General features: G+C 51.8%; 21 protein-coding genes and 3 pseudogenes. 11 read left to right on the top strand and 13 right to left on the bottom strand.

All coding sequences use genetic code 11. The features are described from left to right. Positions 1-171 precede the first annotated feature (171 nt). Genes C8R21_RS12100 through C8R21_RS12090 form a run of 3 tightly spaced genes read left to right on the top strand, consistent with a single transcriptional unit; the run spans position 172 to position 2911 of the window. A complete protein-coding gene (locus C8R21_RS12100; RefSeq protein WP_107762933.1) occupies positions 172-1248 on the top strand; it encodes a type IV toxin-antitoxin system AbiEi family antitoxin in 1077 nt (358 codons plus the stop codon). Further along, positions 1211-2110 (top strand): nucleotidyl transferase AbiEii/AbiGii toxin family protein, encoded by a 900-nt coding sequence (locus C8R21_RS12095; protein ID WP_107762932.1) that lies wholly within the window; start codon positions 1211-1213, stop codon positions 2108-2110. The genes C8R21_RS12100 and C8R21_RS12095 overlap by 38 nt, the downstream gene beginning before the upstream one ends. 12 nt (positions 2111-2122) lie before the next feature. Continuing rightward, on the top strand, positions 2123-2911 hold the full coding sequence (locus tag C8R21_RS12090; protein ID WP_107762931.1) for a hypothetical protein: 789 nt from the start codon (positions 2123-2125) through the stop codon (positions 2909-2911). Between the two features lie 661 nt (positions 2912-3572). On the opposite strand, the gene C8R21_RS12085 is transcribed toward C8R21_RS12090, so the two are convergent. From C8R21_RS12085 to C8R21_RS12035, 9 genes and pseudogenes are all read right to left on the bottom strand, one after another. Next, on the bottom strand, positions 3573-4373 hold the full coding sequence (locus C8R21_RS12085; protein ID WP_107762930.1) for an FxDxF family PEP-CTERM protein: 801 nt from the start codon (positions 4371-4373) through the stop codon (positions 3573-3575). A gap of 799 nt (positions 4374-5172) precedes the next feature. Beyond that, the gene (locus tag C8R21_RS12075) at positions 5173-7434 is read right to left on the bottom strand and encodes a TonB-dependent receptor domain-containing protein (RefSeq protein ID WP_107762949.1); all 2262 of its coding nucleotides are present in this window, start codon (positions 7432-7434) and stop codon (positions 5173-5175) included. A 159-nt stretch (positions 7435-7593) separates the two neighbouring features. After that, on the bottom strand, positions 7594-8571 hold the full coding sequence (locus C8R21_RS12070) for a FecR family protein (RefSeq protein WP_107762928.1): 978 nt from the start codon (positions 8569-8571) through the stop codon (positions 7594-7596). A 65-nt stretch (positions 8572-8636) separates the two neighbouring features. Beyond that, on the bottom strand, positions 8637-9137 hold the full coding sequence (locus C8R21_RS12065) for an RNA polymerase sigma factor (RefSeq protein ID WP_107762927.1): 501 nt from the start codon (positions 9135-9137) through the stop codon (positions 8637-8639). 106 nt (positions 9138-9243) lie between these two features. Further along, complete coding sequence (locus C8R21_RS12060) at positions 9244-9663, bottom strand: hypothetical protein (protein WP_181258927.1); 420 nt, start codon at positions 9661-9663, stop codon at positions 9244-9246. After that, on the bottom strand, positions 9650-10843 hold the full coding sequence (locus tag C8R21_RS12055; RefSeq protein ID WP_181258926.1) for a sialidase family protein: 1194 nt from the start codon (positions 10841-10843) through the stop codon (positions 9650-9652). Before C8R21_RS12055 ends, C8R21_RS12060 begins: the two co-directional genes overlap by 14 nt. Before the next feature lie 359 nt (positions 10844-11202). Continuing rightward, positions 11203-11975, bottom strand: a pseudogene (locus C8R21_RS12045) (IS5 family transposase). Between the two features lie 114 nt (positions 11976-12089). Next, positions 12090-13706 (bottom strand): hybrid sensor histidine kinase/response regulator, encoded by a 1617-nt coding sequence (locus C8R21_RS12040; RefSeq protein ID WP_107762948.1) that lies wholly within the window; start codon positions 13704-13706, stop codon positions 12090-12092. Between the two features lie 305 nt (positions 13707-14011). Continuing rightward, positions 14012-15613 carry a beta strand repeat-containing protein gene (locus C8R21_RS12035; RefSeq protein WP_107762923.1) on the bottom strand — a complete coding sequence of 534 codons (1602 nt, stop codon included), beginning with the start codon at positions 15611-15613 and terminating at the stop codon, positions 14012-14014. A 470-nt stretch (positions 15614-16083) separates the two neighbouring features. Between C8R21_RS12035 and C8R21_RS12030 the strand changes: the two genes are divergently transcribed. The 3 genes and pseudogenes from C8R21_RS12030 to C8R21_RS12020 form a co-directional block, all read left to right on the top strand. Then, complete coding sequence (locus tag C8R21_RS12030; protein ID WP_107762922.1) at positions 16084-16806, top strand: VPLPA-CTERM sorting domain-containing protein; 723 nt, start codon at positions 16084-16086, stop codon at positions 16804-16806. Between the two features lie 63 nt (positions 16807-16869). Continuing rightward, positions 16870-17029 (top strand): annotated as a pseudogene (locus C8R21_RS16480) (IS3 family transposase); the annotation flags it as partial. Positions 17030-17762: 733 nt separating this feature from the next. Beyond that, positions 17763-18191, top strand: a pseudogene (locus tag C8R21_RS12020) (IS5 family transposase); the annotation flags it as partial. A gap of 222 nt (positions 18192-18413) precedes the next feature. Here the strand turns inward: C8R21_RS12020 and C8R21_RS12015 are convergent. Together C8R21_RS12015 and C8R21_RS16475 are read right to left on the bottom strand one after the other, a co-directional pair. Further along, complete coding sequence (locus C8R21_RS12015) at positions 18414-18617, bottom strand: helix-turn-helix domain-containing protein (protein ID WP_107762920.1); 204 nt, start codon at positions 18615-18617, stop codon at positions 18414-18416. Between the two features lie 180 nt (positions 18618-18797). Next, a complete protein-coding gene (locus tag C8R21_RS16475; protein ID WP_258192388.1) occupies positions 18798-19511 on the bottom strand; it encodes a DVUA0089 family protein in 714 nt (237 codons plus the stop codon). A 381-nt stretch (positions 19512-19892) separates the two neighbouring features. Between C8R21_RS16475 and epsA the strand changes: the two genes are divergently transcribed. Together epsA and C8R21_RS12000 are read left to right on the top strand one after the other, a co-directional pair. Beyond that, positions 19893-20771, top strand: coding sequence for an XrtB/PEP-CTERM-associated transcriptional regulator EpsA (gene epsA / locus C8R21_RS12005; RefSeq protein ID WP_258192387.1), 879 nt, complete (start codon positions 19893-19895; stop codon positions 20769-20771). Between the two features lie 80 nt (positions 20772-20851). Then, positions 20852-20992: a hypothetical protein gene (locus C8R21_RS12000; RefSeq protein WP_219906656.1), complete on the top strand. Its 141-nt coding sequence runs from the start codon at positions 20852-20854 to the stop codon at positions 20990-20992. A gap of 13 nt (positions 20993-21005) precedes the next feature. Here the strand turns inward: C8R21_RS12000 and C8R21_RS11995 are convergent, their stop codons facing one another. Then, complete coding sequence (locus C8R21_RS11995) at positions 21006-21284, bottom strand: hypothetical protein (RefSeq protein ID WP_107762919.1); 279 nt, start codon at positions 21282-21284, stop codon at positions 21006-21008. 945 nt (positions 21285-22229) lie between these two features. On the opposite strand from C8R21_RS11995, the gene C8R21_RS11990 reads away from it, so the two are divergent. Beyond that, positions 22230-22589, top strand: a complete 360-nt coding sequence (locus tag C8R21_RS11990) for a hypothetical protein (RefSeq protein WP_219906655.1) — start codon at positions 22230-22232, stop codon at positions 22587-22589. A gap of 332 nt (positions 22590-22921) precedes the next feature. Here the strand turns inward: C8R21_RS11990 and C8R21_RS11985 are convergent, their stop codons facing one another. Beyond that, complete coding sequence (locus C8R21_RS11985; RefSeq protein ID WP_107762918.1) at positions 22922-23464, bottom strand: hypothetical protein; 543 nt, start codon at positions 23462-23464, stop codon at positions 22922-22924. A 216-nt stretch (positions 23465-23680) separates the two neighbouring features. On the opposite strand from C8R21_RS11985, the gene C8R21_RS11980 reads away from it, so the two are divergent. Both C8R21_RS11980 and C8R21_RS11975 read left to right on the top strand, forming a co-directional pair. Next, the gene (locus C8R21_RS11980; protein WP_181258924.1) at positions 23681-23836 is read left to right on the top strand and encodes a hypothetical protein; all 156 of its coding nucleotides are present in this window, start codon (positions 23681-23683) and stop codon (positions 23834-23836) included. 380 nt (positions 23837-24216) lie between these two features. Further along, positions 24217-24954 (top strand): type 1 glutamine amidotransferase domain-containing protein (locus C8R21_RS11975; RefSeq protein ID WP_107762917.1); only part of this gene is annotated, 738 nt, incomplete at its 3' end.

Raw genomic sequence — 24954 nt, 5'->3', positions numbered from 1 at the left:
TCATGCCATGACATGGCCCTCCTGCATGCCTGTCCTAATGCAAAGGTAAAGAGACAGTCGAGCCGGCTCGGCTAATACTCAAACTAAAACCACCCTCAAGAACAAGTTTATTGACAGAATGTTCAATATTTAATAACGTTCACGTTTCGTGAACATCTTAATTTTTTGAACATGAAACCGCAAACCAAGGAAGAACAGGCAGTCTTGATACGTGCTCTGGAAGCTTTGAAAAGAACTACGGGCATGACAGGACAAGTGATTGAAAGAGAGCCGGCAATAGACCAAGGCTTTCGTGGGGATGCTCGCGTTGAAGTCGAGGCAAACGGACAGTTATATCGTTACACGGCAGAAGTTAAGCGTGTTGAGCGATTTGTAACCCTGGTGAATATCAGGAATCAGTATGTGCATGGTGATCCACTACCTGGTGATCAACTGTTACTGGTGGCCCCTCGCATCACAACCGATATCGCTGAGAAATGCCACGAACTTGATCTGCAATTCATAGACACTCTCGGCAATGCCTATCTACGCGGTCCCGGGTTGTTTATTCTGGTGAAAGGACAGCGGGCTATTGAAGGTGAAGATTTTTGGCTGGTAGAAAAAGGGGGCAGACGTGCAGGCACAGCAACAAACTTGCGTGTCTTTTTCGCCCTGCTATGTAAACCGGAACTTCTCAACGCGCCCTACCGCGATATCACGCAAGCCGCAGGTGTAGCCCTCGGTACGGTTGGATGGGCATTCTATGACTTGAATGCGAGAGGCTATACCACTGGCGGGAAAGGCAAGCGTGACAGAGTGCTACTAGAGCGAAAAAAACTCGTGCAAGAGTGGGCAACCAACTACCCGATAAAGTTGCGCCCGAAACTCAATCCCAGGAGGTTCCGGGCTCCTACAATCGACTGGTGGAAAGGAGTGAATATCACTCAATATGGCGCCCAATGGGGAGGAGAGGTCGCAGCAGAAAAATTGGAAGGTTACCTGCGGCCGTATGAACTCACCATTTATCTCCATAACAAGCAAGGAAATTTAGCCAAGCTCGTCGCAGAGCACAAGCTACGGGCAGACTTGAAAGGCGATATAGAGATTCTCGAGGCATTCTGGGATTTTAAAGATGAACAACTATTGCCGGAAACAGTGCCCCCATTGCTGGCTTATGCCGATTTGATGGCAATCCCGGATCCTCGAAAGCTTGAAGCCGCAAATATAATTTATGATCGACACATCGCCGCCCCTAACACTGAAGCCTAATCTCCCTGTCGATTCAACAACCGTATTGGCAATACGCCAAATTCACGAGGCTTCAAAGGCGCTAGGTTTCCCGGTATTCCTGGTTGGAGCGATGGCGCGAATTATCCTTTTAGAAAATATTTATGGATTGCAAGCTGGCCGCGCTACTACCGATGTGGACTTTGCATTTGCCCTGGATAACTGGGAACAATTCGAAGCCGTCAAAGAATTCCTGGTTTCGAACGCCAATTTTGAGGAATCGACGAATGTTCCCCACCGGCTACTTCTCCAGCTACCAAGCTTATCGTGCAAATTGAGTGTAGACCTGATTCCGTTCGGTGGAATCGAAAGAAGCCTCAACGTCATGGCCTGGCCGCCAGACATGAGCGTGATAATGAATGTTGCTGGTTATAGCGATGCGTTGGCCACGGCAGTTAAAGTCGAAGTGAGTCCTGGAATCGATATGGCTATTGCCTCTCTACCTGGAATCGTAATCCTAAAGCTGTTTGCATGGGAGGATCGGGGACAGGAAACCCGGAAGGACGCAACTGACTTGGCTATTTTGTTTCGGAGCTATCACGAAGCGGGCAACGAGAGCAGAATTTACGAAGAATCGACATTTGCAGCGCTTGTGGCAGTCGAGTATGACATAGAACTGGCTGGTGCCTGGTTGCTTGGAAAAGATGTCGCTGTAATGGCTTCAGCACAAACAAACAGAGATCTTAAAGAACTGCTAACTGGGAAAAAGAGCGGGCAATTGATAGAAGATATGGCAAGAACGATGCTAGCCAAAGAAGACGCGCTGGAACATTCACGCCGTTTATTTGAACAATTCACAACGGGTTTTATTACCGGAAAAGTGAAATCTAGCCAAACTGATTAAACCAGTACCGATATGAACAAAGAAGCTGTGAATGAGCCAGGGAAAGAATGGCTGGCAAATGGGGTAAATATCCTTTCTAGCGCTGCTCTCGGTGCTGCTGGTTTTCTAGCTACAAGTCTCGAAGGAGGCGTCTTAATAGGATGTATGAGCGGATTGTCCCCTATTGCTGGCGACGTTTTAGCTCGTAGCTTATCCCGCAAGGAAAATGAAAGAGTCAAAACTGTAGCGTTTCTAGCCGCTCGCGAAATTGGCTTCAACATGGGTGCGGGTATGGAACTAAGAAAGGATGATTTCTTTGAAGTTAAGGGAACACGCCCCGCTGCTGAGGAAATATTTGAAGGTGTACTCAGTACTGCTCGCGCTGAGCATGAAGAAAGCAAGCTTCCCTATTTGGCCAATTTATATGCCTCCATCCCTTTCGATCCCTCTGTCTCAAGAGGAGAGGCAAATCGGTTAATTCAGCAGCTTGAGTTATTGACGTATCAAAAAATGTGTATCCTCGCGCTACTTTCCAGAGAGTTTGGTTTTGAGGGGTTACACAAGGAATGTATACATAATATGAAAATATGGAATGATGAGCTACCTGCCCTCATGCAAGACTGCATTGACCTTGAAAACCAGGGACTGTTAACACAAGTCGACTATGAACAGAGCCCTAGTAATGGCCCCCATTCCTGGGGATTCGTCGTTCCAGCGCTTCTCCGGATTGCAAGGCCCGGCTGTAAGTTAATCGACTTGGCAAAGCTCTCCCAAATTCCAGAAACTGACGTTCACCATATTCGGGAGACAATGAAAACATGAGCTTTCAGGAGCTGATTCGAGGATCAATTTGCCTAAAATTTGCTCACTGAACCCGTGCCTGCCGCCAGTAGATTTTAACCTCCTTATCTAACCTGAGCCCTGCAGCGGCGATAGCAGCCGAGAGAATGGCGTGTATCTGCCTAGGGTTGAGGTTCTTGTCCACATACCAGTCGTCCACTAGAGGCCGACCATATCGGCGAGAAAATGCCGCGTCTGACTAGGGAACAGGTCAGATAGGGTTTTGGCCACATAGGGCGAATCCTGCTATCCCGACTCATCGCACCTGCCATTGCTTCCCGGCGGTCCCGGAAATCAGTCCACAATCGACGTAAAAGACCGACATAAATGCCAACATAGCTCTAGGGTGTACCACAGATTGACAGAACCGGTACGGAGGGGCTAAAAATGGGTAGGTTAGAAGCAGCTGATAAACCGCACTTGCGAAACGGGTTACAGTATCAACAATTCCCTTCCGGCCTTTTTAATGATTCAACGAAATGCGAGACATGGGCACTGCAGTTCTACCAGCTGCAAGGTGAGCGGTCATGGATGCGCGATACACAAGAAGAAGGCAAGACATGTCCTATAGCGAACTCCTGTCATGTCCTTAGGTAAAAAAGATGGCGCCCTTGTTGGAGGACGCCCATTGATTAAAGATTACCTATTCCGGTCTAGCAGCACGGCGTCGCCGCACGATCGTACCCATCAATCCAAGGCCGGCTAAAAGCATGGCGTAGGTTTCCGGTTCGGGTACGGCCCCTACAATGAGGGTCCCAGTAACGCCGTACTTCGTCAGGAGATCGGAATTAGCGGTATCCTGAGCAAAATAATCCGCCCCACCCACGAATACCGAATAATCCCCGGGTGCAAGATCCATAAAAGTATGTGAAACCCTGCCATCCGGGTTTTCATCTGAACCGAAGCCGGTGCCGTCATAAGCAGCATGGCCAATATATTTGAAAAAGCTCAAGCTGGCCGGGACGCCGTTCTCTGTATCCGGATCGTTGCCAATTGACCAGTCGTTCAAAGCTCTGAATGAGCCTTCGGTATTGCCAGGACGATTAGCCAGCGATATTTCGGCGAAATCATGATCCGCGTTTACCGGGGCAATGTGCGCAAGCCCCTGGTAGAGCGAGAACCCTGGTATCAGCCCAAGTTGAGAAGTGGAGACATTGCCAAGATGGTCTGTAACCTGGGAAGTCGCCTGCTCGAACGTAAGGGTAACATCAGAAGATTCAAGCAGTGTGAAGCGGTAGGCCCGCAGCTTATGGCTGTCGCCATAATCGGGGTCTGTACCGTCAATCCAGCCATAGTTGCCAGTAACCGCCTGATTCCCAAGTGTGGAAGTAGCATACGTTCCGTCAAAAGTGCCAAAATTACGACCGCCATATCCAACGTGGGCTAAGGCCGGCAATGAAGTCATGGTGGCTACGAAAAGTGCATATTGAAGCTTTTTTTTCATATTGGTCTCTGGTCAACTGTTTAAAGATAGAAATACAATTCGCGATATCGGTTTGGTCATCAGCAAAAGCTGATGCCCGAAGTATTTGATATTCATATCCATAAATCAATGTGACATATTGCCGCAGGTGGCAAATTGCCGCAGCCCTCGGTAGGAATCCCTCTGATGGATTTTCTGTTCCCAAGCCCATGCTCAGCCTCTGGGGTAGTTCATTTGGGGATCGTGAAGGATATGTCTATCTCCTATCATCAGTGCATCTGTGTCCGGTTCAATTGGGGCTAGTCCAATCTCAAAGCCTATGCGACAAGTTGTCGCGCGACAATTTGTCACATTCCCAGAGTGATAAAAATCGATTATTCTGCCGATAACTTCTTCTGAAGTTGCTAAGTGTGATGTAGTACTCGTTTGTTTTTACGCATTATTCCTTTCTATATTTGGGCTCGTTATACCACCCCCTCGGTATCATGAGCCCTTTTTCTTTTTTGGTCGGCTTGTCCTGTTGCTGATTGAAGCACTTCTTTTGGGTTTGAGAAGGAGGGTATTCATGGGTGATTTTAAAATTCGGACTCTGAAGATAGATGAGCTTATCTGAGAAGACGCGTTGCGGATATCTATCGAACGTCGTACCCCGTGGGTGACCCACATCGCTAGGCCGCAAACCTTAGCTGCTCCGGCATCCACTGTCGCACTAACGTTGGCCCCATTGTTCTGGGGCGCCGCTTCTGCAGCCAGTGGGGACATGTAGCTGTAGGTGGCAATCATGCTCCAGCCCGACAGCCCTCGTTTTCACTGCCTCCCCTCACCACATGAACCGTATACCGCCGTAGAGGGCGCGACCATAGCCAGAGTTGAAGAGGGGCGATGTAGCGTCGGCGGCTCCGGCGGTGATCGTGGTCGAGATGTAGCGAGTATCAAGCATGTTGCGCCCTTCGAGGTAGCCGGACCAGCCCTTACGGGCGTAGGTAATCCTGAAGTTCAGGAGCGTGTACGGGTCGATGGTGAGGCTGTTGGCGTTGTCGGCGAAGTAAGCTTGCGGCATCCACTCGACATTCGGGCCGACACTAAACCCACCCGGATGCCGGTAGGCAATTTCGGAACGGATGAAATGCCGTGGCACACCCGGCAGCCTGTTGTTGCCATAAACGGCGTCTCCGTCGAAGAAGAAGTCGTTTAACGTGTAGGCGACGTTGACCCACAGGTGGTCCTTCTGCGCGACGATCGCCTTGAAGAAGGCGAAACCCAGCCCCACCTCTGCGCCCTGATGGACGGTGCGGTCCGCGTTCACCACGGAGCAGAGACTCCACGGCGCTGTCCTCAGGCACTGCAATTCGTTCTTGAGCTCGGCACGGTAGAGCGCAAGATCCCAAGTGATGTCCGGGCGCCGACCGCGCGTGCCGATCTCGTAAGTGGTCGCGGTCTGGGCGTTGACGGTCGAACTGGCCGGCGTCACGAATGTGTTCGCGTCAAAGGTCGGCACCTCGACGCTGCGCGAGATATTGGCAAACACCTGCCATGCCGGATCGACGTCCCAGAGTATGCCGACCTTGGGGCTGAAGAATGTATAGGCGCGACGGCCTGACTGGTCACCGTTCGACAGGAAACGATCCTTCCGGTCGCGGACCGCATGCAGAAGCTGCCCGCCAGCAACGAGAGCAACCTTCGGCAGGAAAAAGAACGAGTTCTCCGCGTAGACGGAGTAGTTCTGAGATTTGTCCAGCGTGGACCCGACCAACGGACCCTTTACAGCGCCGGTCAGGTTCTCGAATTCATCGTTGTCGATCGTGCCGTTATGGACGTTCACGCCAGTGACCAGCCGATTGCGGAAGCCTCTAATCGAGCGGTCGTCAGTCGCGCGGGCAAAGCCGCCATAGTCATACACCCGGTAGTCGAGGTACCGGAAGATCGGGTGATCCACGTGGCGATGGACGCCAAACAAGCCGAGATCCACCGTGGTGGGTCCAAAACGCAGGGTGGTCTTGTTTGCGATACGCACCGAGTCGATGTTCCGCTGCTGGTCCTGCCGTACAAACTCGGGATCAGCGCTCCGTGGCGCGTTCAGTGCCACACTCTTGGTCAATTCGCCGGGCAACTGCTGGCGCCATGTGTTCGCGTTCACGTAGAAACGTGTCTCGGCATCCTCCGTGATGCGATAGCCGAAATTGGCGTTGAGGCGTGCTATATGTCCCTTGCTGTGATCGCGATACCCGTCCTCGCGCTGTGCCGACAGGGTGACGAAGTAGTCGTATGGCCCATAGGCCCCACCAGTGCTTGCCTGCCCTTTCACAAAACCGAAGCTGCCCGCATCGATGCGCGCGTCGAACCGGGAGGCGTCGTGGCCGGTCGGCGTGACGAAATTGACCGCACCGCCAAGCGTGTTGGCGCCGTAGCGCAGCGCGTTGGCGCCCTTGAACACTTCGACATAGCGGTAGGCGCTCGGATCGATCTCGAAGACATCGAACAGCCCGTCAGCGGTGTTGAGCGGGATGCTATCCATGTAGACGTTCACACCGCGGTTGCCGTAGTTGCGGCTCAGCCCGGAGCCGCGGATCGACACCCGGTTGTCGATATTCGACTTGGGCTGCGTTATGACGCCCGGCACCCATCCGAGGACGTCCCTGATCGTATTTGCGGGTCCGCTTTTGAATACCGTATCCGGTACGACTTCTACCGCGCCTGGTGTGCGCTGGATATCGGCCGTGGCTTGAGCCGTGTTAGGAACGGTGAGCGTTTCCCCGTCATCACCTGACGAACCTGGCTTGATGGTGATTTCCGGAAGCTTCTTTATTTCCCCGGAATCCTCTTCGGTCTTCACGATACTGTAGCGGCCCCGCACAATCTCCTTGGCCTGCAGGCCAGTGTTGGCCAGCAGGATATCAAGCGCCTCGCGGGGGGGAAGATGCTCGGGCAGCGGCGGCGCCTGCCTGCCTTGCACGGTCTCAGCATCGAACACGATGCTGAGATGATGCCGGGCGGCCAGTTGCTGCAGGGCGGTTGCGAGCGGAAGCGTCGACCGCTGCAGATCGACCGGTGCCTGCGCCTGCACCGCGGATCCGGCAAGCATGATGAGGGCTGGAAAAATACGTGGATGAACCATGGTCTCCCTTTGTCTTTGTACGAAGAGTATTTGGAATTGAAATCTCTTCGCATAGGACGAGCCAGGCGGCGACAAATCGTCACTCCTGTTGAGATTACCCAGGCAGATTGGAAGGCAGCGGGAGTATCAGCGGCAGGGCCGGGGCTGCGCCTGGCGCTGCGTGGGTGCGGGGGAAAGTCTGAGCCGGGCGGGGGCCAGGTGCTCGACCTGCAGATTCAGGGTCTCCGCAATGATGCACAAGGTGGTATTGAGCTCATCGAGCCGGAAGCGCCCACTGATCTGCTTCTTTGCAAGATCGGAATCGGTCAGTTCGAACTGAACCAAATGGTAGCGCGCCAGTTCCTGCAGGACATCCGGCAACGGGTGCCGATTGAATACCAGCACTCCCTGACGCCAGTTTGCGATCTCGCCTTGCAGCTTGGCCAGTTGCCATTGATTGACAGCCAGACGGGTCGCCATTTCTCCACTGCGCAGCAGGAGATTCCCCTCCTGGTGGGTGACTTCCACCGCGCCCTCAGCCACTTGCACGATGAGTTTTCCTGCCGTGTTGCGTACTGAGAAGCGTGTCCCGACATCCCGGATCCGCGTGTCGGCAGTCATTACCACCAATGGGCGCCAATCTGGCGCCACGTCCAGGTAGATCTCCCCCTCCTGGAGCTCGATCAGACGCTTGAACCAGCTTTGAGTGACAGTTATACGCGTCGCCGTATCCAGGTCCAACTGGGCGCTATCGGCAAGAACGATGTGCCGTCGCTCGCCCACCGTAGTCTGCCAACTCTGGGTCGTGCCAGTCCATCCGTAATGAAGCAGGGGCAGTATCGCCAGTACCAGGGCTGCAAGCGCCCTTCTGAAATAGACAGCATTGCGATACCAGGGACGCTGGCGACGCGCCTTGGCTAGTTCACCGGACAACCCGCCGCGAAAACACTCCAATGATTGCCAGTCCCTTTCCACGCGACCCCAGGCCGCGTAGTGATGTGGGCTGGCCGCCAGCCACTCCGCCAGGGCGAGCCGCTCCTCCGCCGACAGCGCGCGACTTTGCTGACAGGCAAACCAGTGACGGGCCTTTGCGTCTGCATCATCACAATTATTGGATCCGGGCATGCGGTCTTCTCATGTACTCTCAACCACAGGACGATTGGGAGAAGCATAATCGCCATGTTATGCGATTATGACCGGAATTCCGCCAATATGGCGAGGCAGTGCTCGCTCGCTCGCTGGATGTGGCGTTCCACCGTTTTTTTGGAGATACCCAACTGCCTGGCGATCTCGGAATGTGTCATGCCGTCGTAACGAAACAGAAGGAATGCATGGCGTACCGGTTCCGGCAGCTGGTTCAGGGCGTGCTGCAGGTTTTCCAGCTCCCTCTGGCCATCATAGTGTCGCGCAGGATCCAGGATATCGACATTCTCCCCGGATACCTGCATCGCCTGGGCATGCTTGCTCACGCAGGCTTGCTGGCGCGCACGGTCACGGACCAGGTTGAGTGCCACCGTAAACAAAAAGGCGCGGGGATTTCCGATGCCCGACACATCCTGTCTGCGCCATCGCAGGTAAACCTCCTGCACCATGTCCGCCGCCTCGTCCTTGTTGCCCATCTTGTGATGTAGAAAATTCAGCAGTTCCCCGCGCATCCGTAGAAACAGCTCATCGTTAATCCAGGCGGTCATGGCAGGCAGGCACCCCTTCCCCTCGGACGAAAACCTGTCTTCGCCCGAAACCTACACATCCTGGACATGATCTCGCTGAAGAACCTGGGAGGCAGCCCACAAATTGCTATCGGCTGGAAGTTCCCCTCCGCATCCACTTGAGGGAACGCTGGTATGCACCTTCCATAAGCATGGCAGCGGTCGGAACGAGTTGGTTTGTCCGAATCTGCCTTGTCCAGATACCGAGTTCCTTGCCCATGAGCTGATCGAGAAAGATCTGAGAGCTCTTCTGTATCTGATCCCGCGTGAGTATGGTACTGACATCCATATTCGCGGCGTTGCTTCCCCGTCCGATACTCTTGCTGAAGACTGTCAGCATATCAGGCACGACGCCCGCTGCGGAAAGCACTTTATTAAGAGGGGGTTGAGGAGAAGCGGCAGCGTCTACGGCCGCCTTCGGGGTGTATTGGCGCGATGGCAATTCGTTTATCCGATTCAGCTTCATGATGACGATTCTGCCGTTGCGGCGATAATCATCTCGAAGCAAGGCGCTGCAACGGAAGAACCCGCAATCCGTCAGAAGCGGTATTCCATACGACGGTCACTTTTTCCCCCTTGATCAGTGGAATGGGATGGTCTGTTGCGCCAGCAGATGCCATCATGCGCTGCACTTCGCTCCAAGATTCTCCCCCATCGCGGGAATACATCATTTTCGCGGAGTATGAACGTCCGTCGAATTCCCGCCAGGTAACGATAACCGTTTTTCCATTTGCCGCCACCGAGGCGTGATTCGCTTGTGCTGCCGGATCACCCACCATCAGGGGAGGAGACATGCGATCGCCGGACAGGCGGCGATAGAATATTCCCTGCCGTGCATTACCGTTGGTGAACCATACGAAGTGCAATCCACCTACTCCATCTGCTGCGATGCTGCCTCCGTTGTGCGGACAGGCATCAATCTGCCATTCGTCGTCGGTCGCGCGGCGCATGTTTCCTTTGTCGAGGTTGGCAATAGCAAAATCACGTGTATTCGAATCGAAAATATCTCGCCAAAGCGCAATGGGTCCCTCGTTGCTCCAGGTAAGCCCGATGCGGCAACACTGGCAGGTATGAGAACGGAACTGGCGATTCGGGCCAAAGGTGGCGCCATTGTCGCTGGATTGAGCCATATAAACGGAAACCCCCGTGAAGTCCTCTCCTCTCTCCTTTGCTGCCTCCCGGTCGCGTCCGTCCAGCCATGCCACGACGACTCTCCCCGTCCCATCCATCGCCATCGAACCGAAGCTGTGGCTTGTGATGCGGCCATCGTCATTGAGCGTAATGGGCGTGGAAAAGGTGCGGCCTGAATCTGTGGAGCGCGCCATGCGGATATTTCCGGAATGCTTCTGTGGTAATGCCTGCACCCAGGTCAGCAACACTGTTCCGTCACGCGCGACCGCTATCTTGGGACGGTTCTCACCATCGGCGTAAATGCTTTCCGGCTCCCGCGTGACAGTCACGGGAGCAGAGAAAGTAAACCCGTCATCGTCGGAGAAGGAAACGAGCAGCTGCTGATTCTCTACCCTCGCCACCCAGAGCCGACCCGCTTCATCCAGGGTTGCGCCCACTCCTATCGTATTGCGAGTTGTGGCTTTTGTGCTGCCCTGCTCCTGCTCGGGGGAGCCCGCGAAGACCGCGAGCGGCATGTTCAGGAGAAAAGTGATTGCCAGCACAGCTACATATCCCATGGTGATTCCCATGCTCAAATGGACGCACCATAATTCATTTTCAGCGGAAAAGGAATGTGACAAATTGTCGCAGTGGAATCGTATTGAAGCGTTGCAGATGGCCGGGACAGGCTCAGCTCGGCCACGGTTGGGCACGAGTTATCCGATTGATGCTATAGGCATGGAGAAGTCAGAAGCCGTGGGATTGAATTAGTTGGGTATGTAGCAAAAGTGAGTGCTTATGCAGCTAATTAGGCGGGCGAGCAATTGAAGCTGGGGGGTAAGCCGCGGAGGTAAAAGAGAAGCCCACCTCTCAGCGGCCCTCTCAAGCGGCGGGCTAGGGGGGCGGCGACTTATCACTGTTGTTCTAGATAGTGTAGTCACGAGACATTGAGCCAGAGGACGATGCACCTGATCTGGATGGCAGGAAGGAATGATGCGCTGTTTTTGGCGTATCGGGTGGCAATGCCTCGCCAGCCTTTCAGGTGGAGAAAGGCGTTTTCCACCAGATGGCGGAGCTTGTAGAGATTCTCATCATATGGCCTTTGTCTTGTCCGGTTCTTCCTCGGTGGAATGACAGGCTTCATGCCCTGCTTCATCGCCTGCTCGATAATCGCATCGCTGTCGTAGCCACGATCTGCAATCAGGCATTCGGCAACGATTCCCTCCATCAGGCGGCAGGCTTCAGTGCAATCCGCTGCGGCACCTTGTTTAACAAGGACTCTGATCGGCATACCATGCGCATCCACGGCCAGATGTATCCTGGTGTTGAGCCCCCTTTTGTGCGTCCCATGTCCTGATTCCCGCCTCTGGCTAAAGCCACATGCGGGTGAACCTTGCAATGGCTCGCGTCAATCATCAGCCACTCGTAATCCGGCTCGTCGATCAGAATCTCCAGTAACTTCTCCCAGACACCCTTGTCCCGCCAGCGTATGAAACGGCGGTGCGTGTTGCTCCACCCTCCGTACTCCAACGGAAGATCCCGCCAAGGCGCTCCTGTTCGTAATATCCAGAATACAGCATCGATGAACCGGCGATTGTCCTCGGCAATGCCACCCCAGACGCCTTTGCGTCCGGGCAGATGCGGTTCCAGCAAGGCCCAGGTCTCATCGGATATATCGTGGCGGCGGTAGGCGGGCTTCGAATTCTTCATGCGAATCTCCTTTCCTGACCCTGACCCTGACCCTGACCCGCCAAGTCTCTCATATTCCGAAGCTCGTGACTACGTTATCTAAGAGAAAAATGGCCCGGACTTGCTTCAACCAAATTACATGGTGATATCCAGAACATCCGCCTGATCATCCACCAACAATGCCTTCTCATTTCCGCTTGTCAGGCCTCCGGAACCTTCATTCGTACCCCCTTCCAGCGCTGGCACGAATAGGGAAATAGCAGTGCCTTTACCCACCGCCGTCTCAATTACCATATCTCCACCGAATTGTTTGATCGTCCCGTACACTTGGCTCAGTCCCAGTCCTGACCCTTTGCCAACCTCCTTCGTGGTAAAGAACGGCTCCACGGCTTGGGCCGCCACTTCCGGCAACATCCCCGTACCGGTATCTTTCACAGTAACTTTCACATAGCGTCCTGCGAGCAGCGCATTGATTTCCTTTTCACGCAGTTCGAGCCGTTCGGTACTCAATGTAATAGTGCCCCCATCGGGCGTAGCGTCACGCGCATTGATAACCAGGTTTAATAACGCCGCCTCGAAGTGCGGCGCATCGATGATTACCCGTGGTAAAAGCGGATCAAGTTTCACGTCAAACTCGACAGAACCTTTGTTGGCTCTGCGGAGTACCGGTTCAAAAGAACGTATGACATGATTCAAATTGTACTTATCTTGCTTTAAGGGTTGCTTGCGAGCAAACGTCAACAATTGTTGCGTTAACATCGTCCCCTGAGCGGCAGCCCGCTGCATGCTCTCGATCATCCGGGTGGAAGTTGGCGTCTGTGCCTGCTTTGCAAGGATTTCAATTCCATTGACAATGACGTTAAGCAGGTTATTGAAGTCGTGAGCGATACCGCCCGTCAATTTGCCGATCGCTTCCAGTTTCTGGGACTGGAACAAGGCTTCTTTGGCACGCTCCAGCGCCTGCTCGGCCTCTCGCTTTTCCGTGATATCACGCGTGATTTTTGCAAACCCAATCAATTCGCCAAGAGCATTTCTAATTGGGTCTATCACTACATTTGCCCAAAACCTGGAGCCGTCTTTCCGTACCCGCCAGCCTTCGCCTTCAAAGCGACCTTCCGCTTCCGCGGTCTGTAATGCCACCAATGGCAAGCCCTCGGCCTTGTCTTCCTCTATATAAAAGCGGGATAAATGAGTGCCAACGGCTTCAGTTTGGGTGAAACCAGTGATCCGGCGTGCCCCGGGATTCCAATTGGTAATGGTGCCATTCACCGACAACATGTAGATCGCGTAGTCCGTCACGCCCTCGACCAGCAACCGGAATTGCTCCTCACTGGCATGCAGAGCCTCGGTTGCCCTCTTGCGCTCGGTAATATCACGGGTGATTTTAGCGAAACCAATCAGCGTGCCCTTGGTATCCCGAATTGGATCAATGACGATGCTGGCCCAGAACCGATGGCCATCCTTGCGTACGCGCCAGCCTTCATCTTCGAATCTTCCCTCGTTGATTGCCGTTTGCAAGGCCATGAATGGAATGTTGGCTGCCCTGTCTTCCTCTGTATAAAACCGGGAGAAGTGTTGACCTATGATTTCTTCAGCCGTATAGCCTTTAAACCTCTGTGCACCGGCATTCCAACTGCAGACACGCCCTTCCGGGCTGAGCATGTAAAGCGCGTAGTCAGTGACGCTGGCAACAAACAGCTGAAAGCGTTCTGATTCAGCGTACGACTCGATAGAAAGGGAGGATAGTGTCATTTTCACCTTCATATAAAACAAGCGAAATAATTATTCGCCTCTGGAAAGCGTACTCATGCCTGTTCCAAAATGGAGGGCATTTGGGAACCTCATTTCTCGCATATATACTGATGAGGTATTATATTTTAATCAGTGACTTCTTCAGGAGAGAAGATAAGTGGATGAGAGGTAATGAAGTCAAGAAAAGGTTAAGATAAAGAAATTAGTGAGCAAAAAATTGCGGAAAGAACTCGTACTCCCCGGAAACTGAAATAAATAAAGTTAATAAGGATTTCAGAATTCCGGGGAGATACAGGAAAGGGAATTTATATCTTTTTCAGGGGACGTCTTGCTACAACCATTGCCCCTGCTCCCGCGAGCAATAGCAGTAATGCTCCTGGCTCTGGTATTGTGGTTCCCGGGTCGCTTGGGTCACCAAACTGAACACTACTTCCGGCAAGGCTAACAGTTATGAAGTCTGTGCTGGAGAGCCCCGTTACGTTGAGATGGCTGGCAAGGTTAAATGCTGGATCCACTACGAATGAAGTGTAGTTAGAGAAAAAATCCATGATGTTGAAGGCATGATCGATAGGACTGCTCAGGAAGTCGAGATTGATAGTGATATCTTCGGAAAAAAACACATTGCCGGAGACATTAAGGTGATCAAAAACACCCTCATCAACCTCAAGATTCAGTATTCCGCTGAGGAGATTGAGATCACCGTCAATATTCATTGTGCCGGGGGAGTTTCCCGGAGCGAGGGTTCCTCCATTTATGATCACATCGCCTATAAACGTACCTCCAGCCCCATTTAGTAAACCATTCTGATTGACAGTCACGTTTTCAGCGGTAAGGGTTCCTCCATTTTTTACTGTGAGTGTCCCAGCATCAGTTTGATTACCGAAAATTCCTCCACCCACAATTACGTTCGCGCCTGCTGCATTAACTGAGGCGGATTGATCGACAGTGAGTTGCCCTTTTCCATATCCTCCAACGACAACCTCTTTCCCTGCAAGAAAGTTTGTGCTGGAGGTAATGGCACCCACTTGCAGGCTTGAGCCTGCTCCAGTCACTGTCACTTGAGATCCGCTTTTGGAACCAATGCTGACCCCGCCCTCGGCGCCCGAAGCAAGTGCGTTGGCAGTGACGGTTGCCCCATTCTGAATTGTCAGCGAACCGGTATTGGTCATGGTTCCGGCAACATTGCTGTTTCCAATGAAAAGGCCGTTTGTGAGCATTTTGGAGTTTGATCCGGAAACAGTAACGGTTCCTGTCGCGTTATCCCCTATACCAATTTCGACCTTTCCATTTGCCTGAGCCACGGCACCATTCGAAATCTGCATTGATCCACTGGAGTTGGTAAACGCGCCTACCTGAATACGATCGCCAGATGTCAGCAGAGAGTTAGTCCCACTGACCTGAAGCGTGCCTGAAGAGTTGGTATTACCAGCCTGAATGGATCCACCAGCAGCTGCCAAGCCTCCATTCTGTACGCTAAGACTGCCAGAACCGCCGTTAACACCTATCACCATTGCTTTAGGGGTGCTCAGGGTGGCGGATCCCGCGGTGCCATTCCCGGAAATTAAGATCGTACCATTGCTCCCCGCACCCGTGCCCGCTACTACACCGACGCTGCCTGAAAAGTTACCGGTAACGGAAGTAAAGCCATTTCCGGTTGGATTTGCATTGACTTCAAGACTACCGGGGGTAACTCCAAATCCAACAATAATCTGGCTTGTCGTGGACGGATTCGTCGTCAGGGTACCAGGGTTGATTGTGCCATTGGTGATTACGGTCGCATTCGCGGTGGCTGCAAACAAGGCAGCGCTTATCAATCCAGCCAGTGCCGTACCTTGCTTTAGAGGCACAGGAATCGACAGTGCCAATTTGCTACGGATATCCCCCCGCAGAAAAGCATTTTTTAACACCTTATTTCTCCTTTCTTCTTTTTGATTGAGATGTATGCCAAATGGCAAACTAGAGAAGCAAGAAATATGCCAAAATAATTTATGATGATTTTTTAAATGCTTATCCTGGATAGATTAAGAAGGAAGTAAAAATTTTCGACAGGAAGTACGAGCGTAATACAAGGAAGAATACTGCGAGGAGAATGGAAGGTAGAGTAAAAGAGTGGCGAATACAGAAGAGTGAAAGTGTCGAAGGTCCTTACATAGAATGTAAATGCCGTATTTTTTCTATATTTAATCAATCTTTTAAAGATTGGCACGCTTCATGCTTGTATTGATACAACCACACTTCCTGTGTGGTTGGCGCTGCTCGGTGTAGGTCTGGCCTCTGGTGTACCTTAGTCCAATAGGCTGAACTATCAAAATGGGTAAGATATTGGGGTGATTAGTGCTGTTTGGGTTCTAGTAGTATAAAAAACCGAGAGGAACACATGAAGAAAAAAAGCTTTTCAACTTCCGCTGCAGCGATGTCAGTTCAGAAACTCTACGTTGCGGTGCTGGTTGGTGCCGCCTCGATCACAGCCCCCGTCGCAGAAGCTATCCCTATTCTGCAAGAGGCTGGCGGCAATTTCTCCAACAACTGGGTTTCGCCGACCATGGTTGCCAGCGGCACGACCGATGTTACGGGCGCAGGTGCACCAGAGTGGATGGGCGGCGATCGACTCGACATCTTCCAGTTCTCCGGCCTAGTGCCGGGCGCAACATCCATCGCTTTTGATTTCTCGCTGACCGGACCCTATAGCCCTAGCGCCTATCAAAACGGCGGCGGCGACATCTACTACAGCTATGTGCCGTTTTCCGGCGCCTACTATGTCGATCAGGGCAATGGAAAGGTTCTTGGCAGCCAGAGTCTTCGCGCCGGCTCTTTCAACGTCGTCCACAACCCGTGGGAGGCCGCCAACGCGTTGAATCGCGGCACTTCAAGCTTCACGTTGAACCTTACTAAGGAATTCGCAGGTGATCTCTTCCTGGCGCTGGATTTCACCTATGGCCGGGTCAGCTACAATATTAATTCGCTTTCCTGGGCCACGTCCGACAACGGCACTCCCCCTATGGAACTCCCCTTAGAGGCCGCCGTGCCGCTCCCCGCGACGAGCTGGCTCTTGCTCATCGGCCTCGTCGGTCTTGCCGCGAACCGTCGCAAGCTCGATTGACCCGATCGCTGTTCGCCTGACCGTAGTCGGTCGGCATAAGCTGGGCAGTTCAATCACAATAGGCGGAAACTGGCCATCAGCGCCTTGCTGATGGCCGTGTTACGGCGGCAACCGAAGACCCGTTGATTGTTCTTTCGACCAGGGAAGCCAATATGGCAGCCATGATTGGCAGGATTTCCTCAAAGCCCATGGCCTGATTGGTAGCATGAACCACCGGGGAAATGGTGACCCCTGCTGAATTTGCCCGCCGGGCAAGGGAAAGCACCTTGCCCGACAGGCCTACGAAGCCGGAATTTTCCACTTTAGACCGGTACTGATTCCGGGGTAGGGTCAATGCAACCCAGGATTCTACTGCACCGTGTAGCTAATTACGGGGAGCAGGTCACAGAGAGTGAATTGGAATAAAAAGCGCAGGTGATGCAGGGGCGGGAAAATAAAAACCCAGACCCCTAAACACGGGGAGGTGACTTCGGGGTCTGGGGCGGTAGATTGGAGGAACCGCATGGTTATCTTATACTCTCAGTAAGACAGCAATCCTCGAATAAGGGCTACTTTGTTTGTGCTAATTGGCTGATGTAGAAATGGCGTAGGTAGGATTATCCAGTTCTCTTATCGAATCAGAAGGCCCGGCATGATTCTTTCAGTTCCTCATTCCACAAGCGGGAAATATCATCACCTGGATTGTTTTTGTTTTCGGGATCGACATTTCTGTCTGGTTTCTCCTCTCCTTCCATGACTCTCCCTGCTTAATATTCTTGTCCTCAAATTTAAGACGAAGTAATACTATTATTTTCCAGCGCCTGTTTTTGGCTAAAGCTGGACTGGACGTGGTCAAGGAGGCGATGAAGAGGTAGAGTAAGTTGCTAGGGCCTGTTGACGTTTTGATCTAAGGTTTTGTGATCAGGAAGAAAACCCGTATTGTTAAAGCTCTCATACAGTAACAACACGAGTTTTCGATGCCCCGATTGCTGCTCAGTGACGAGCATTGGTCGAAGCCGCATAAGATTCTGCTGCAGAAGACCATCTACGACAAGCCTGATCTGCGCATGACCGTTGAGGCCATGCTTTACCGGATACGTACAGGCTGTCCCTGGCGAGATCTGCCGCAGGCGTTTGGCTGCTGGAACAGAATTTACAAGCGCTTCAATGCCTGGTCTGCCGCGGGCAAGTGGATCGAGATTTTCAAGGCGCTTGTGGTCGAACCTGACCTGGAGTGGGCTTTTATCGATGGCAGTTATGCCAAGGCACACCAGCATAGCGCTGGGGCTGCCAGTGGTGAGGATGAAGCAATCGGGAAAAGTCGGGCAGGTAACACCAGCAAGATTCACTTGGCGGTGGATGCCCATGGTCTTCCGATTGAATTTGAAATCACCGGGGGTCCTCTGGTTATCAATGTGAAACGTCAACAGACCCTAGTGATTTAATGCGCATCTCGCTAACCTGGCAGAGGAAGCAGCAGTCGCCGTCATCCGAATTACGGCGATTTAAACTGCTGCTCCCCTGCAGTAGTGAGAGAGCTAAAGGAAAGCAATGGTTCCAGATCGGTAAGCGCCATAAAAAACCCGGCATAAGCCAGGCAGACCTCAAGCCAGGTAAAAGGAGTGACTCTATGAAAAGCGATTTGCGCCGGGTATTTGCAGTCCTTTTTCTTCCAGTTTTTTCTGCAACAATTTCTGAGTGAGTTTTAGCATTTTCCGGCGCCCATACTCCCAGTTCTGGACAGTCTTGAGTGTAACGTGAAGCATTTCGCCAAATTCGGTTTGCGTTAATCCAAGTGCTTCCCGTGCTTCACGTATCTCTTCGGAGCTCATTTCCGATCATTCATTTTATAGTGGCGCGGTAGTTGCAGTGGGATCATACAGACCTTCCAAATGAAAAACCTTGTGGATGGAAATACACTATCCACAAGGTTTCCAACAGAAGATTGCCAACTCCCAGGATTCACTTATACAGGCTGGATCTCCGGGGGTCCAAAATAGGAAATCAGTCTGTTAACCAATAACTCCCTTTCTCCGGCGAACTATCGTTCCCATTAATCCCAGGCCGGCAAGCAGCATGGCGTAGGTTTCCGGTTCGGGAACCGGGGAAACTGTCACCCCTGAAAGTCTTATGCGGTAATCCTCGTTGAGCGCAACCGTATCCTCCAATTGTGCCCATCCCGTCAGGGGCGATGCTCCTCCAGGCCCCGTCGCGGTAAGGATCTGGGTATAGGGAGAGCTTACATTGGGAAACATATAGTGGTCGGGTGTGAAGCCATCGCCGCTGACAGGCGGTGTACCAAGGGCAAATATTGCCAGGTTATACCAGCCTGCTGCCTGCGGTCCGTTCACGTGATCTGCCGGCAAGCTTGAGACACGCGTACCGAGCATGGCATCATCATTTCCATACAGCGCGTACCCTCCCTCGTTAAACAGGATGAGTCCCGAATCAAGGTTGCCACTGGTGGAGCTGACACCCGCAGAGAATGTAGTGGGATTGGAAATGTAGATCCTGAACAGATCCACATCATTATTGGTCGAAATGGTTCCGTAGATGTTTCTCAGCCGGCCTTCATCGCCTGTCGGCATTTGTGCCGTGCTCACCAGCTGTCCTGCATCACCGATCTCAGTCCAGTCAACGGCGTGTGCTGGATTGGCGAGAAGAGCCAGTGTGAATAATGGCACGGAAACGGTTATTTTTTTGAAATGGATCGCATTCAACTTCATTTGTCATCTCCAATCAGGTTATTAATTTTTGAAGTCCATCTATTTTTATTGCGGCATTCTTTGATTCAGTAGATATCACCTCCCTCTTTGAGTTATTAAAATTCTTCTTTCAGTCCCAGAATTTCCAGGACTTTCTTGGAGCAAATGCGCAACCATTTACCCGAGGAGGAAATACATTTCACTACCCCATTAACAGTAACGATTATGATTCGTCTTTTTTTAATGGATTGAGAATTATTTTTATTTGAAAGAACTTCTTGTTCGTCTTATTGAACAAGAATATTTACTTGAGTATGGGATTGAGTAGGGCTGCCTGACCTTGCTTTCCTCTTCCCGAGCTTTCACTTGAAAAACTTCTCACCCGGGTAGAAAACCAGATTTATGCAGATATCAAGTGCCAGAGAAATTGATTATGGCGTATCCATTCCAATGGATCGCCTGCACTCTTATTTTCGAGTTATTCAAGAGGGATTAGGCGTGCGCCGCCATCTTGATCTATTGAGATGGCTTCAAGGCGAAATACAGCATCATCTGCCTCATGAAATCTTGCTCATCGCTTGGGGAGATTTTGCCTCGAATTTCATTCAGCACGATATTGTTTCCTCTCTGCCGGGTGCCAGAACCGCATATTTCGAAACGGCGGAGCTCTCGTCTCAGGTCCAGAAGCTCTACCGCCACTGGACGAGACAAGGCAAAATTCCCTCCGCATCAAATATAGATACTTCGGGTATTCTGCATTTGGACAGTCATGGGCAATGCCGCTTCAGCAGGATCCTGCAGGGAATGGAATCCTTCCTTTTGCATGGCATCAGCGATACCCGGAGATGTGAAGACTGCATTTACGTCATTTTCAGCACCTCGGATAAATTCGACGATGGAGCACTTACCATGATGGAACTTCTGCTGCCCTACCTCGACATTGCACTACGCCGGATCGCACCCTTCCCTCATCTTTCTGCTCGCCGGGCTGATTCAGCCGGGGGCAAGGGTCATGGGTTAAGTGAACGCGAAAGCGAAATAATGGACTGGGTAGGAAAGGGAAAAACCAATGCCGAGATAGGCAGCATTCTGTCTATCAGTGAATTCACAGTAAGGAATCACCTGTACCATATCTTCCAGAAATTAGGGGTTTATAACCGGACTCAGGCTGCTTCCAAAATCACCCAAACTTGGGGTATGTGTTCTGAACAGCACGCCAGTGGAGCCTCAGACACACTTTTCCCGCAAGCTACTAACCTTTCATCAGCAGACGAGCTTTAGTATCCTGAGTTAGAAGTTCATTGAACAGATGCTCATTTGCTGGTCTCTCCTGTTCGTATGATTGGCGACAGGAGGCAACCATGGGCAGACCGAAGGTAGAGATTGTGCTGAGTGAGAGCGAGCGCGAGCAGCTTGAGGCCTGGACGCGTCGGCGAAAGACCGCGCAGGCGCTCGCCTCACGGTCGCAGATCATTCCCGAGTATTATTATCTATTCAGGTGAACTGCCAGGTGCGCTATAGAACTGCAAAGGCACCGGCAAAGGATAATATTGTTTCTAAAATATTTATTTCCGAAAGATCAGCAGTGTTACCATCGACCCATATCTGTGCCTCTGCACTCGCAGCCGCCAGAGCATCTGATTCGCTCTCAAATGGGAGAATGGAATTTTCGAATACTGCCCTTCTCTCCATATCAAAAATTCTGTAGCAGCCAGTCCAGAATCTGTTTGTGCTATCCATCCTGGCGCTAATAAGGATGTCGTACCCCTTATAGTTGTTTCCTTTTATGTTCATTTCATCTCTTTGCCAGCAGCCCACCCCCCTAATCTCAGAGAGTAAGAGTTTCCACCCGGTGGATTTCAGGAATATCTTTTAATTAAATAATATGAAGCTCGCCCGAACAACGGGCGGCTTCCTGAATAAAAATATGGCTGGCTTGCCGAGGGCGGGCTGGCTGGCTAAAAGACCGCTGGAAAAAGGAGTAACCAGCGGTAACGGATAACCTGTGTCTCCCTTGAAGGAGAAATGATAATGATTCTCATTATATTTACAAGACTGGAGAAAAGCAAGAGGAATTAGCAAAGAGCTTTTTCATGAACATGCAACAGATATCTCAAGGATGGTTACAGCCACTTCGGAAAGCTCCCATCGCAGTAGACCCGTATACATCACTCTTTCAGCTTCTTTCCCTCCCTGCAGTATTATGTGTTTATCGCAATATCACCTCTTTAGTCCGGGATACTGGGCTTCCAATTCGGGAACCATGGTTGTCCATAGCGCGCACTGGCATTCAAGTGGATTCGGATCCTTTTCCGTTGCTGGAAAAATCGCACACCCTATGATGAATCCAGGTATCTGGTGGCATTGAAAAAACGTAGTTCCCCATTACTCGCAATACTCGGCCCAGAGAATACGGAACCAAAATTAGCAAAAGCGTAAAAGGGAGAATCTCGAACATTCACAGTCTTGACGGACCGACTCAGGGCGTGAGTCCCCCTCGCAGAATGTTGGGGGGCTTGCTGGGGGGATTACTGCGGGAAGCTACGGGGGCGTGCCGGTGGAAAGGGGTTTCAAGTGAACTGCGGCAGAATCACAGGCCATGACAGGTCAAGCGCCAGCGGCTGGCGTGGCCTGTGACAAGCAGGAACGGGAACCAGGGGGATTTTCTGCACATGCAAAAAACCTGGATTTCAGGTAGACACAGGGAGCGGATCTGGGCAGATTATTCGAGTTTCAAGGATGCAGGATCTGTTATTCTGCATCCTGCTCACTTCCCTACCTGATATTGCCATGTACATGACACAGCTTTTGCTACCACTCTGGAGCAATGGTGGCGAGCGGTTCCCACATCATCTCTTCGAGCAGGTTCGTGACGAACTTGTGGACAAGTTTGGCGGGCTAACTGCTTACACACGCACGCCTGCCAGCGAATTGTGGCAGGAGAATGATGGCGCCACCGTGCACGATGACATCATCGTGTATGAAGTCATGGTAAAGGATCTGGACGAGGACTGGTGGAGCAGCTATCGAAAGAAGCTGGAACAGCGGTTTAGCCAGGATAAGCTTGTGATACGAGCGCAGGAAATTCGTCTCCTCTAATGCAGTCGCTCCGATAGCAGCTCTTTCAAACCACTTAAGAATCCCGCTGCTGGTTACGATCCCAAGCTCATGCTGATACTCGGCGGTGATAAGCATGATTTGGTCAATCATCTGGATCCCTTACTTTTACTTCTCCAAGCGAGTGAGGGGTGTGTTTAAAACCGGAATTGACTCTCCCCTACATCAAATCCTGAGGTCGCTGGCTGACACTCGGTCAGAACCGAGACAAACTGCAGGACGCGCAAAATGTACAAGCCTGGGCTCAGTGAAGGGTCATTCGCAGTCATCAATTCTCCGAGCGTATTTTCCCGAATTGATTGTGGTTTACAGCGTTAATTACGCTCTGCGTACCAGACCCCATCCATTTGCTCAAATCCGCCTTGCTCCTCCAGGTACGAGTCGAAATCCGCATGGTCGGCAGACAGCAGGATCAAATCGCCTTTCACATGGCCTTCGGTTTGGACGATCATATTTTTTACTGCCTCTGGCGCGAGTCCGCCGATGCTTCCACGCTCATCCACCATCCATCTTGTGGCATTCATGAATGCCTCGTTGCGGGTAAATCCCGTGCCGAAAACGTAGCAGCCCGATTGAACAACCGCGAACCTGACCGGCAAACGGCCTCCAGTTGCCCACTCCCGGTATTCAGGATAGGCTTCAACCAGGGCAAGTCCATCTTCAGTGGCTGCCACCGTCCAATGCTCTTCAGAGCATGGAATTCCGGCAGTTTCAGGTGTGGGACGGCTAATAGCAATTAGCCCTTCTGCCTCCAGTTCCGCCAGATCGTCGGCGTTGTAGATCTCCGTAAAATGCTTTCCCGCCTTGTCGTGGGTAGTAATTTTCGAGAGGATTCGCACCTGCTCTGCTGTCTTCATTTCTGCTCCGTGGTTAATGTCTTGCTCGTTCTTGCTCATGTTGCTTCGTCAGCCATCCACTGCACGGCTCCATCATGCTTCCAGGGCAGGCTCCACCCATCTTTGTCATACTCATTACTTGGACCCAGTTCGACTATTCCAGTTAAAAGGCGACAGTGAACGGGAAGGACGGGAGAAACTAACTGAATCTGCCCCATCCTCGCTCCTACTGTAGCCTTGCTTCCTTTCCCCTGTGCCATCCTGGACCTAGAAACCCTGGATGGCACCCTGCATGACTGCATTATCGAAATTGCGCTCATCCGCTTCGAGGAAGGAATGGAAGGCGAGCGCTGGGGAACGCTGCTCAATCCAGGCATATCCATTCCGCCTTAATCTTTCGTCAAGCTATAGCGGGTTTGTCCAGGGGATTTTGACACGGCCCGAAAATGGAAGGATCCGGTCTCTTTCAGACTACTGCCCGAGCTGTCTGAAACAACGCTGCAACAAATCTGACCAATTTCATTAGATCAAGCTGAAACAAAGGATTAAGGGACTTATCCACAATCCTATCCCTGGTCTATCCCCGGCAACAGGGGAAAACCTCATTGGATTAACTGGACCTTGGATGCAAGCCATTCGCGGCTTCAATATCAATTTGCAAACATTCTACTGAACTATGTTGGTAACTGAGCAGATCAGTCTGAAGACTCGTGGTATTGAATAGGCTTCCATCGGACCGGCTGACTGGTAGCCATTACACATAGGAGCAAAAAATGACTGCGACCAACAGGATTCTTATCATCGTCACCAATTCGGACGTATTTGAAAAGGTAGGATACAGAACGGGATTGTGGCTTAGCGAACTTGTCGAATTTTGGGATGTTGCTGAAGAAGCAGGCTATAAGATGGATATTGCCAGTCCGTCGGGCGGCAAAATCCCCCTTGATCCCGAAAGCCTGCTCATCACCGAAATAGGTGATGCCATCGGCCTCAAGGGGAGTCTTTCCAGGCGTTACGAAGACAAAGCCTTCATGAGTCTGCTGGATAATACGTTGAAAGTGTCCGAGGTGGATCCGGCCGGGTACGATGCTATCTATATGACAGGTGGCCACGGCGTCATGTTCGACTTCCCGAAAAACGCATCATTGGCGGAATTGACTGCCAGATTCTATGAATCCGGCAAGGTTGTTTCGGCTGCCTGCCATGGACCTTGCGGCCTGCTGGAAGTGAAACTGAGCGACGGAACATATCTTGTTGAGAGTAAGGAGGTGACGGGCTTCTCCTGGAAAGAAGAGAAATTGGCAAACCGCGACGAAGCGGTCCCGTTCAATCTGGAGGAAGAACTACAAAAGCGAGGGGGCCGATACAGCAAGGCAATGATGCCGTTTGGCTCCCATGTCGTGGAGGATGGCCTCTTGATTACGGCCCAGAATCCCAAAAGCACCAAAAATGTGGGACAGGCCGTGGTCAGGAAGCTCAAAGAACTCAAAGAAATGGCTCCCTTGCCAAAG

This window comes from Nitrosospira multiformis (assembly GCF_003050865.1).
Taxonomy (GTDB): Bacteria; Pseudomonadota; Gammaproteobacteria; order Burkholderiales; family Nitrosomonadaceae; genus Nitrosospira; species Nitrosospira multiformis_E.
The sequence above is the reverse complement of the archived record's forward strand: the minus strand, read 5'-3'. Positions and strand labels throughout refer to the sequence as shown.

Bases quoted from the DNA above. Each gene is read 5' to 3' on its own strand.
- C8R21_RS11985 (WP_107762918.1), bottom strand. From the start codon at position 23,464: ATGAAGACAGCAGAGCAGGTGCGAATCCTCTCGAAAATTACTACCCAC.
- C8R21_RS12090 (WP_107762931.1), top strand. From the start codon at position 2,123: ATGAACAAAGAAGCTGTGAATGAGCCAGGGAAAGAATGGCTGGCAAAT.
- C8R21_RS11995 (WP_107762919.1), bottom strand. From the start codon at position 21,284: ATGAACATAAAAGGAAACAACTATAAGGGGTACGACATCCTTATTAGC.
- epsA (WP_258192387.1), top strand. From the start codon at position 19,893: ATGCAGATATCAAGTGCCAGAGAAATTGATTATGGCGTATCCATTCCA.
- C8R21_RS12085 (WP_107762930.1), bottom strand. From the start codon at position 4,373: ATGAAAAAAAAGCTTCAATATGCACTTTTCGTAGCCACCATGACTTCA.
- C8R21_RS11990 (WP_219906655.1), top strand. From the start codon at position 22,230: ATGCAGGATCTGTTATTCTGCATCCTGCTCACTTCCCTACCTGATATT.
- C8R21_RS12055 (WP_181258926.1), bottom strand. From the start codon at position 10,843: ATGGGATATGTAGCTGTGCTGGCAATCACTTTTCTCCTGAACATGCCG.
- C8R21_RS12075 (WP_107762949.1), bottom strand. From the start codon at position 7,434: ATGCTTGCCGGATCCGCGGTGCAGGCGCAGGCACCGGTCGATCTGCAG.
- C8R21_RS12040 (WP_107762948.1), bottom strand. From the start codon at position 13,706: ATGACACTATCCTCCCTTTCTATCGAGTCGTACGCTGAATCAGAACGC.
- C8R21_RS12015 (WP_107762920.1), bottom strand. From the start codon at position 18,617: ATGAGCTCCGAAGAGATACGTGAAGCACGGGAAGCACTTGGATTAACG.
- C8R21_RS12065 (WP_107762927.1), bottom strand. From the start codon at position 9,137: ATGACCGCCTGGATTAACGATGAGCTGTTTCTACGGATGCGCGGGGAA.
- C8R21_RS12000 (WP_219906656.1), top strand. From the start codon at position 20,852: ATGGGCAGACCGAAGGTAGAGATTGTGCTGAGTGAGAGCGAGCGCGAG.
- C8R21_RS12030 (WP_107762922.1), top strand. From the start codon at position 16,084: ATGAAGAAAAAAAGCTTTTCAACTTCCGCTGCAGCGATGTCAGTTCAG.
- C8R21_RS12095 (WP_107762932.1), top strand. From the start codon at position 1,211: ATGATCGACACATCGCCGCCCCTAACACTGAAGCCTAATCTCCCTGTC.
- C8R21_RS12100 (WP_107762933.1), top strand. From the start codon at position 172: ATGAAACCGCAAACCAAGGAAGAACAGGCAGTCTTGATACGTGCTCTG.
- C8R21_RS12070 (WP_107762928.1), bottom strand. From the start codon at position 8,571: ATGCCCGGATCCAATAATTGTGATGATGCAGACGCAAAGGCCCGTCAC.
- C8R21_RS16475 (WP_258192388.1), bottom strand. From the start codon at position 19,511: ATGAAGTTGAATGCGATCCATTTCAAAAAAATAACCGTTTCCGTGCCA.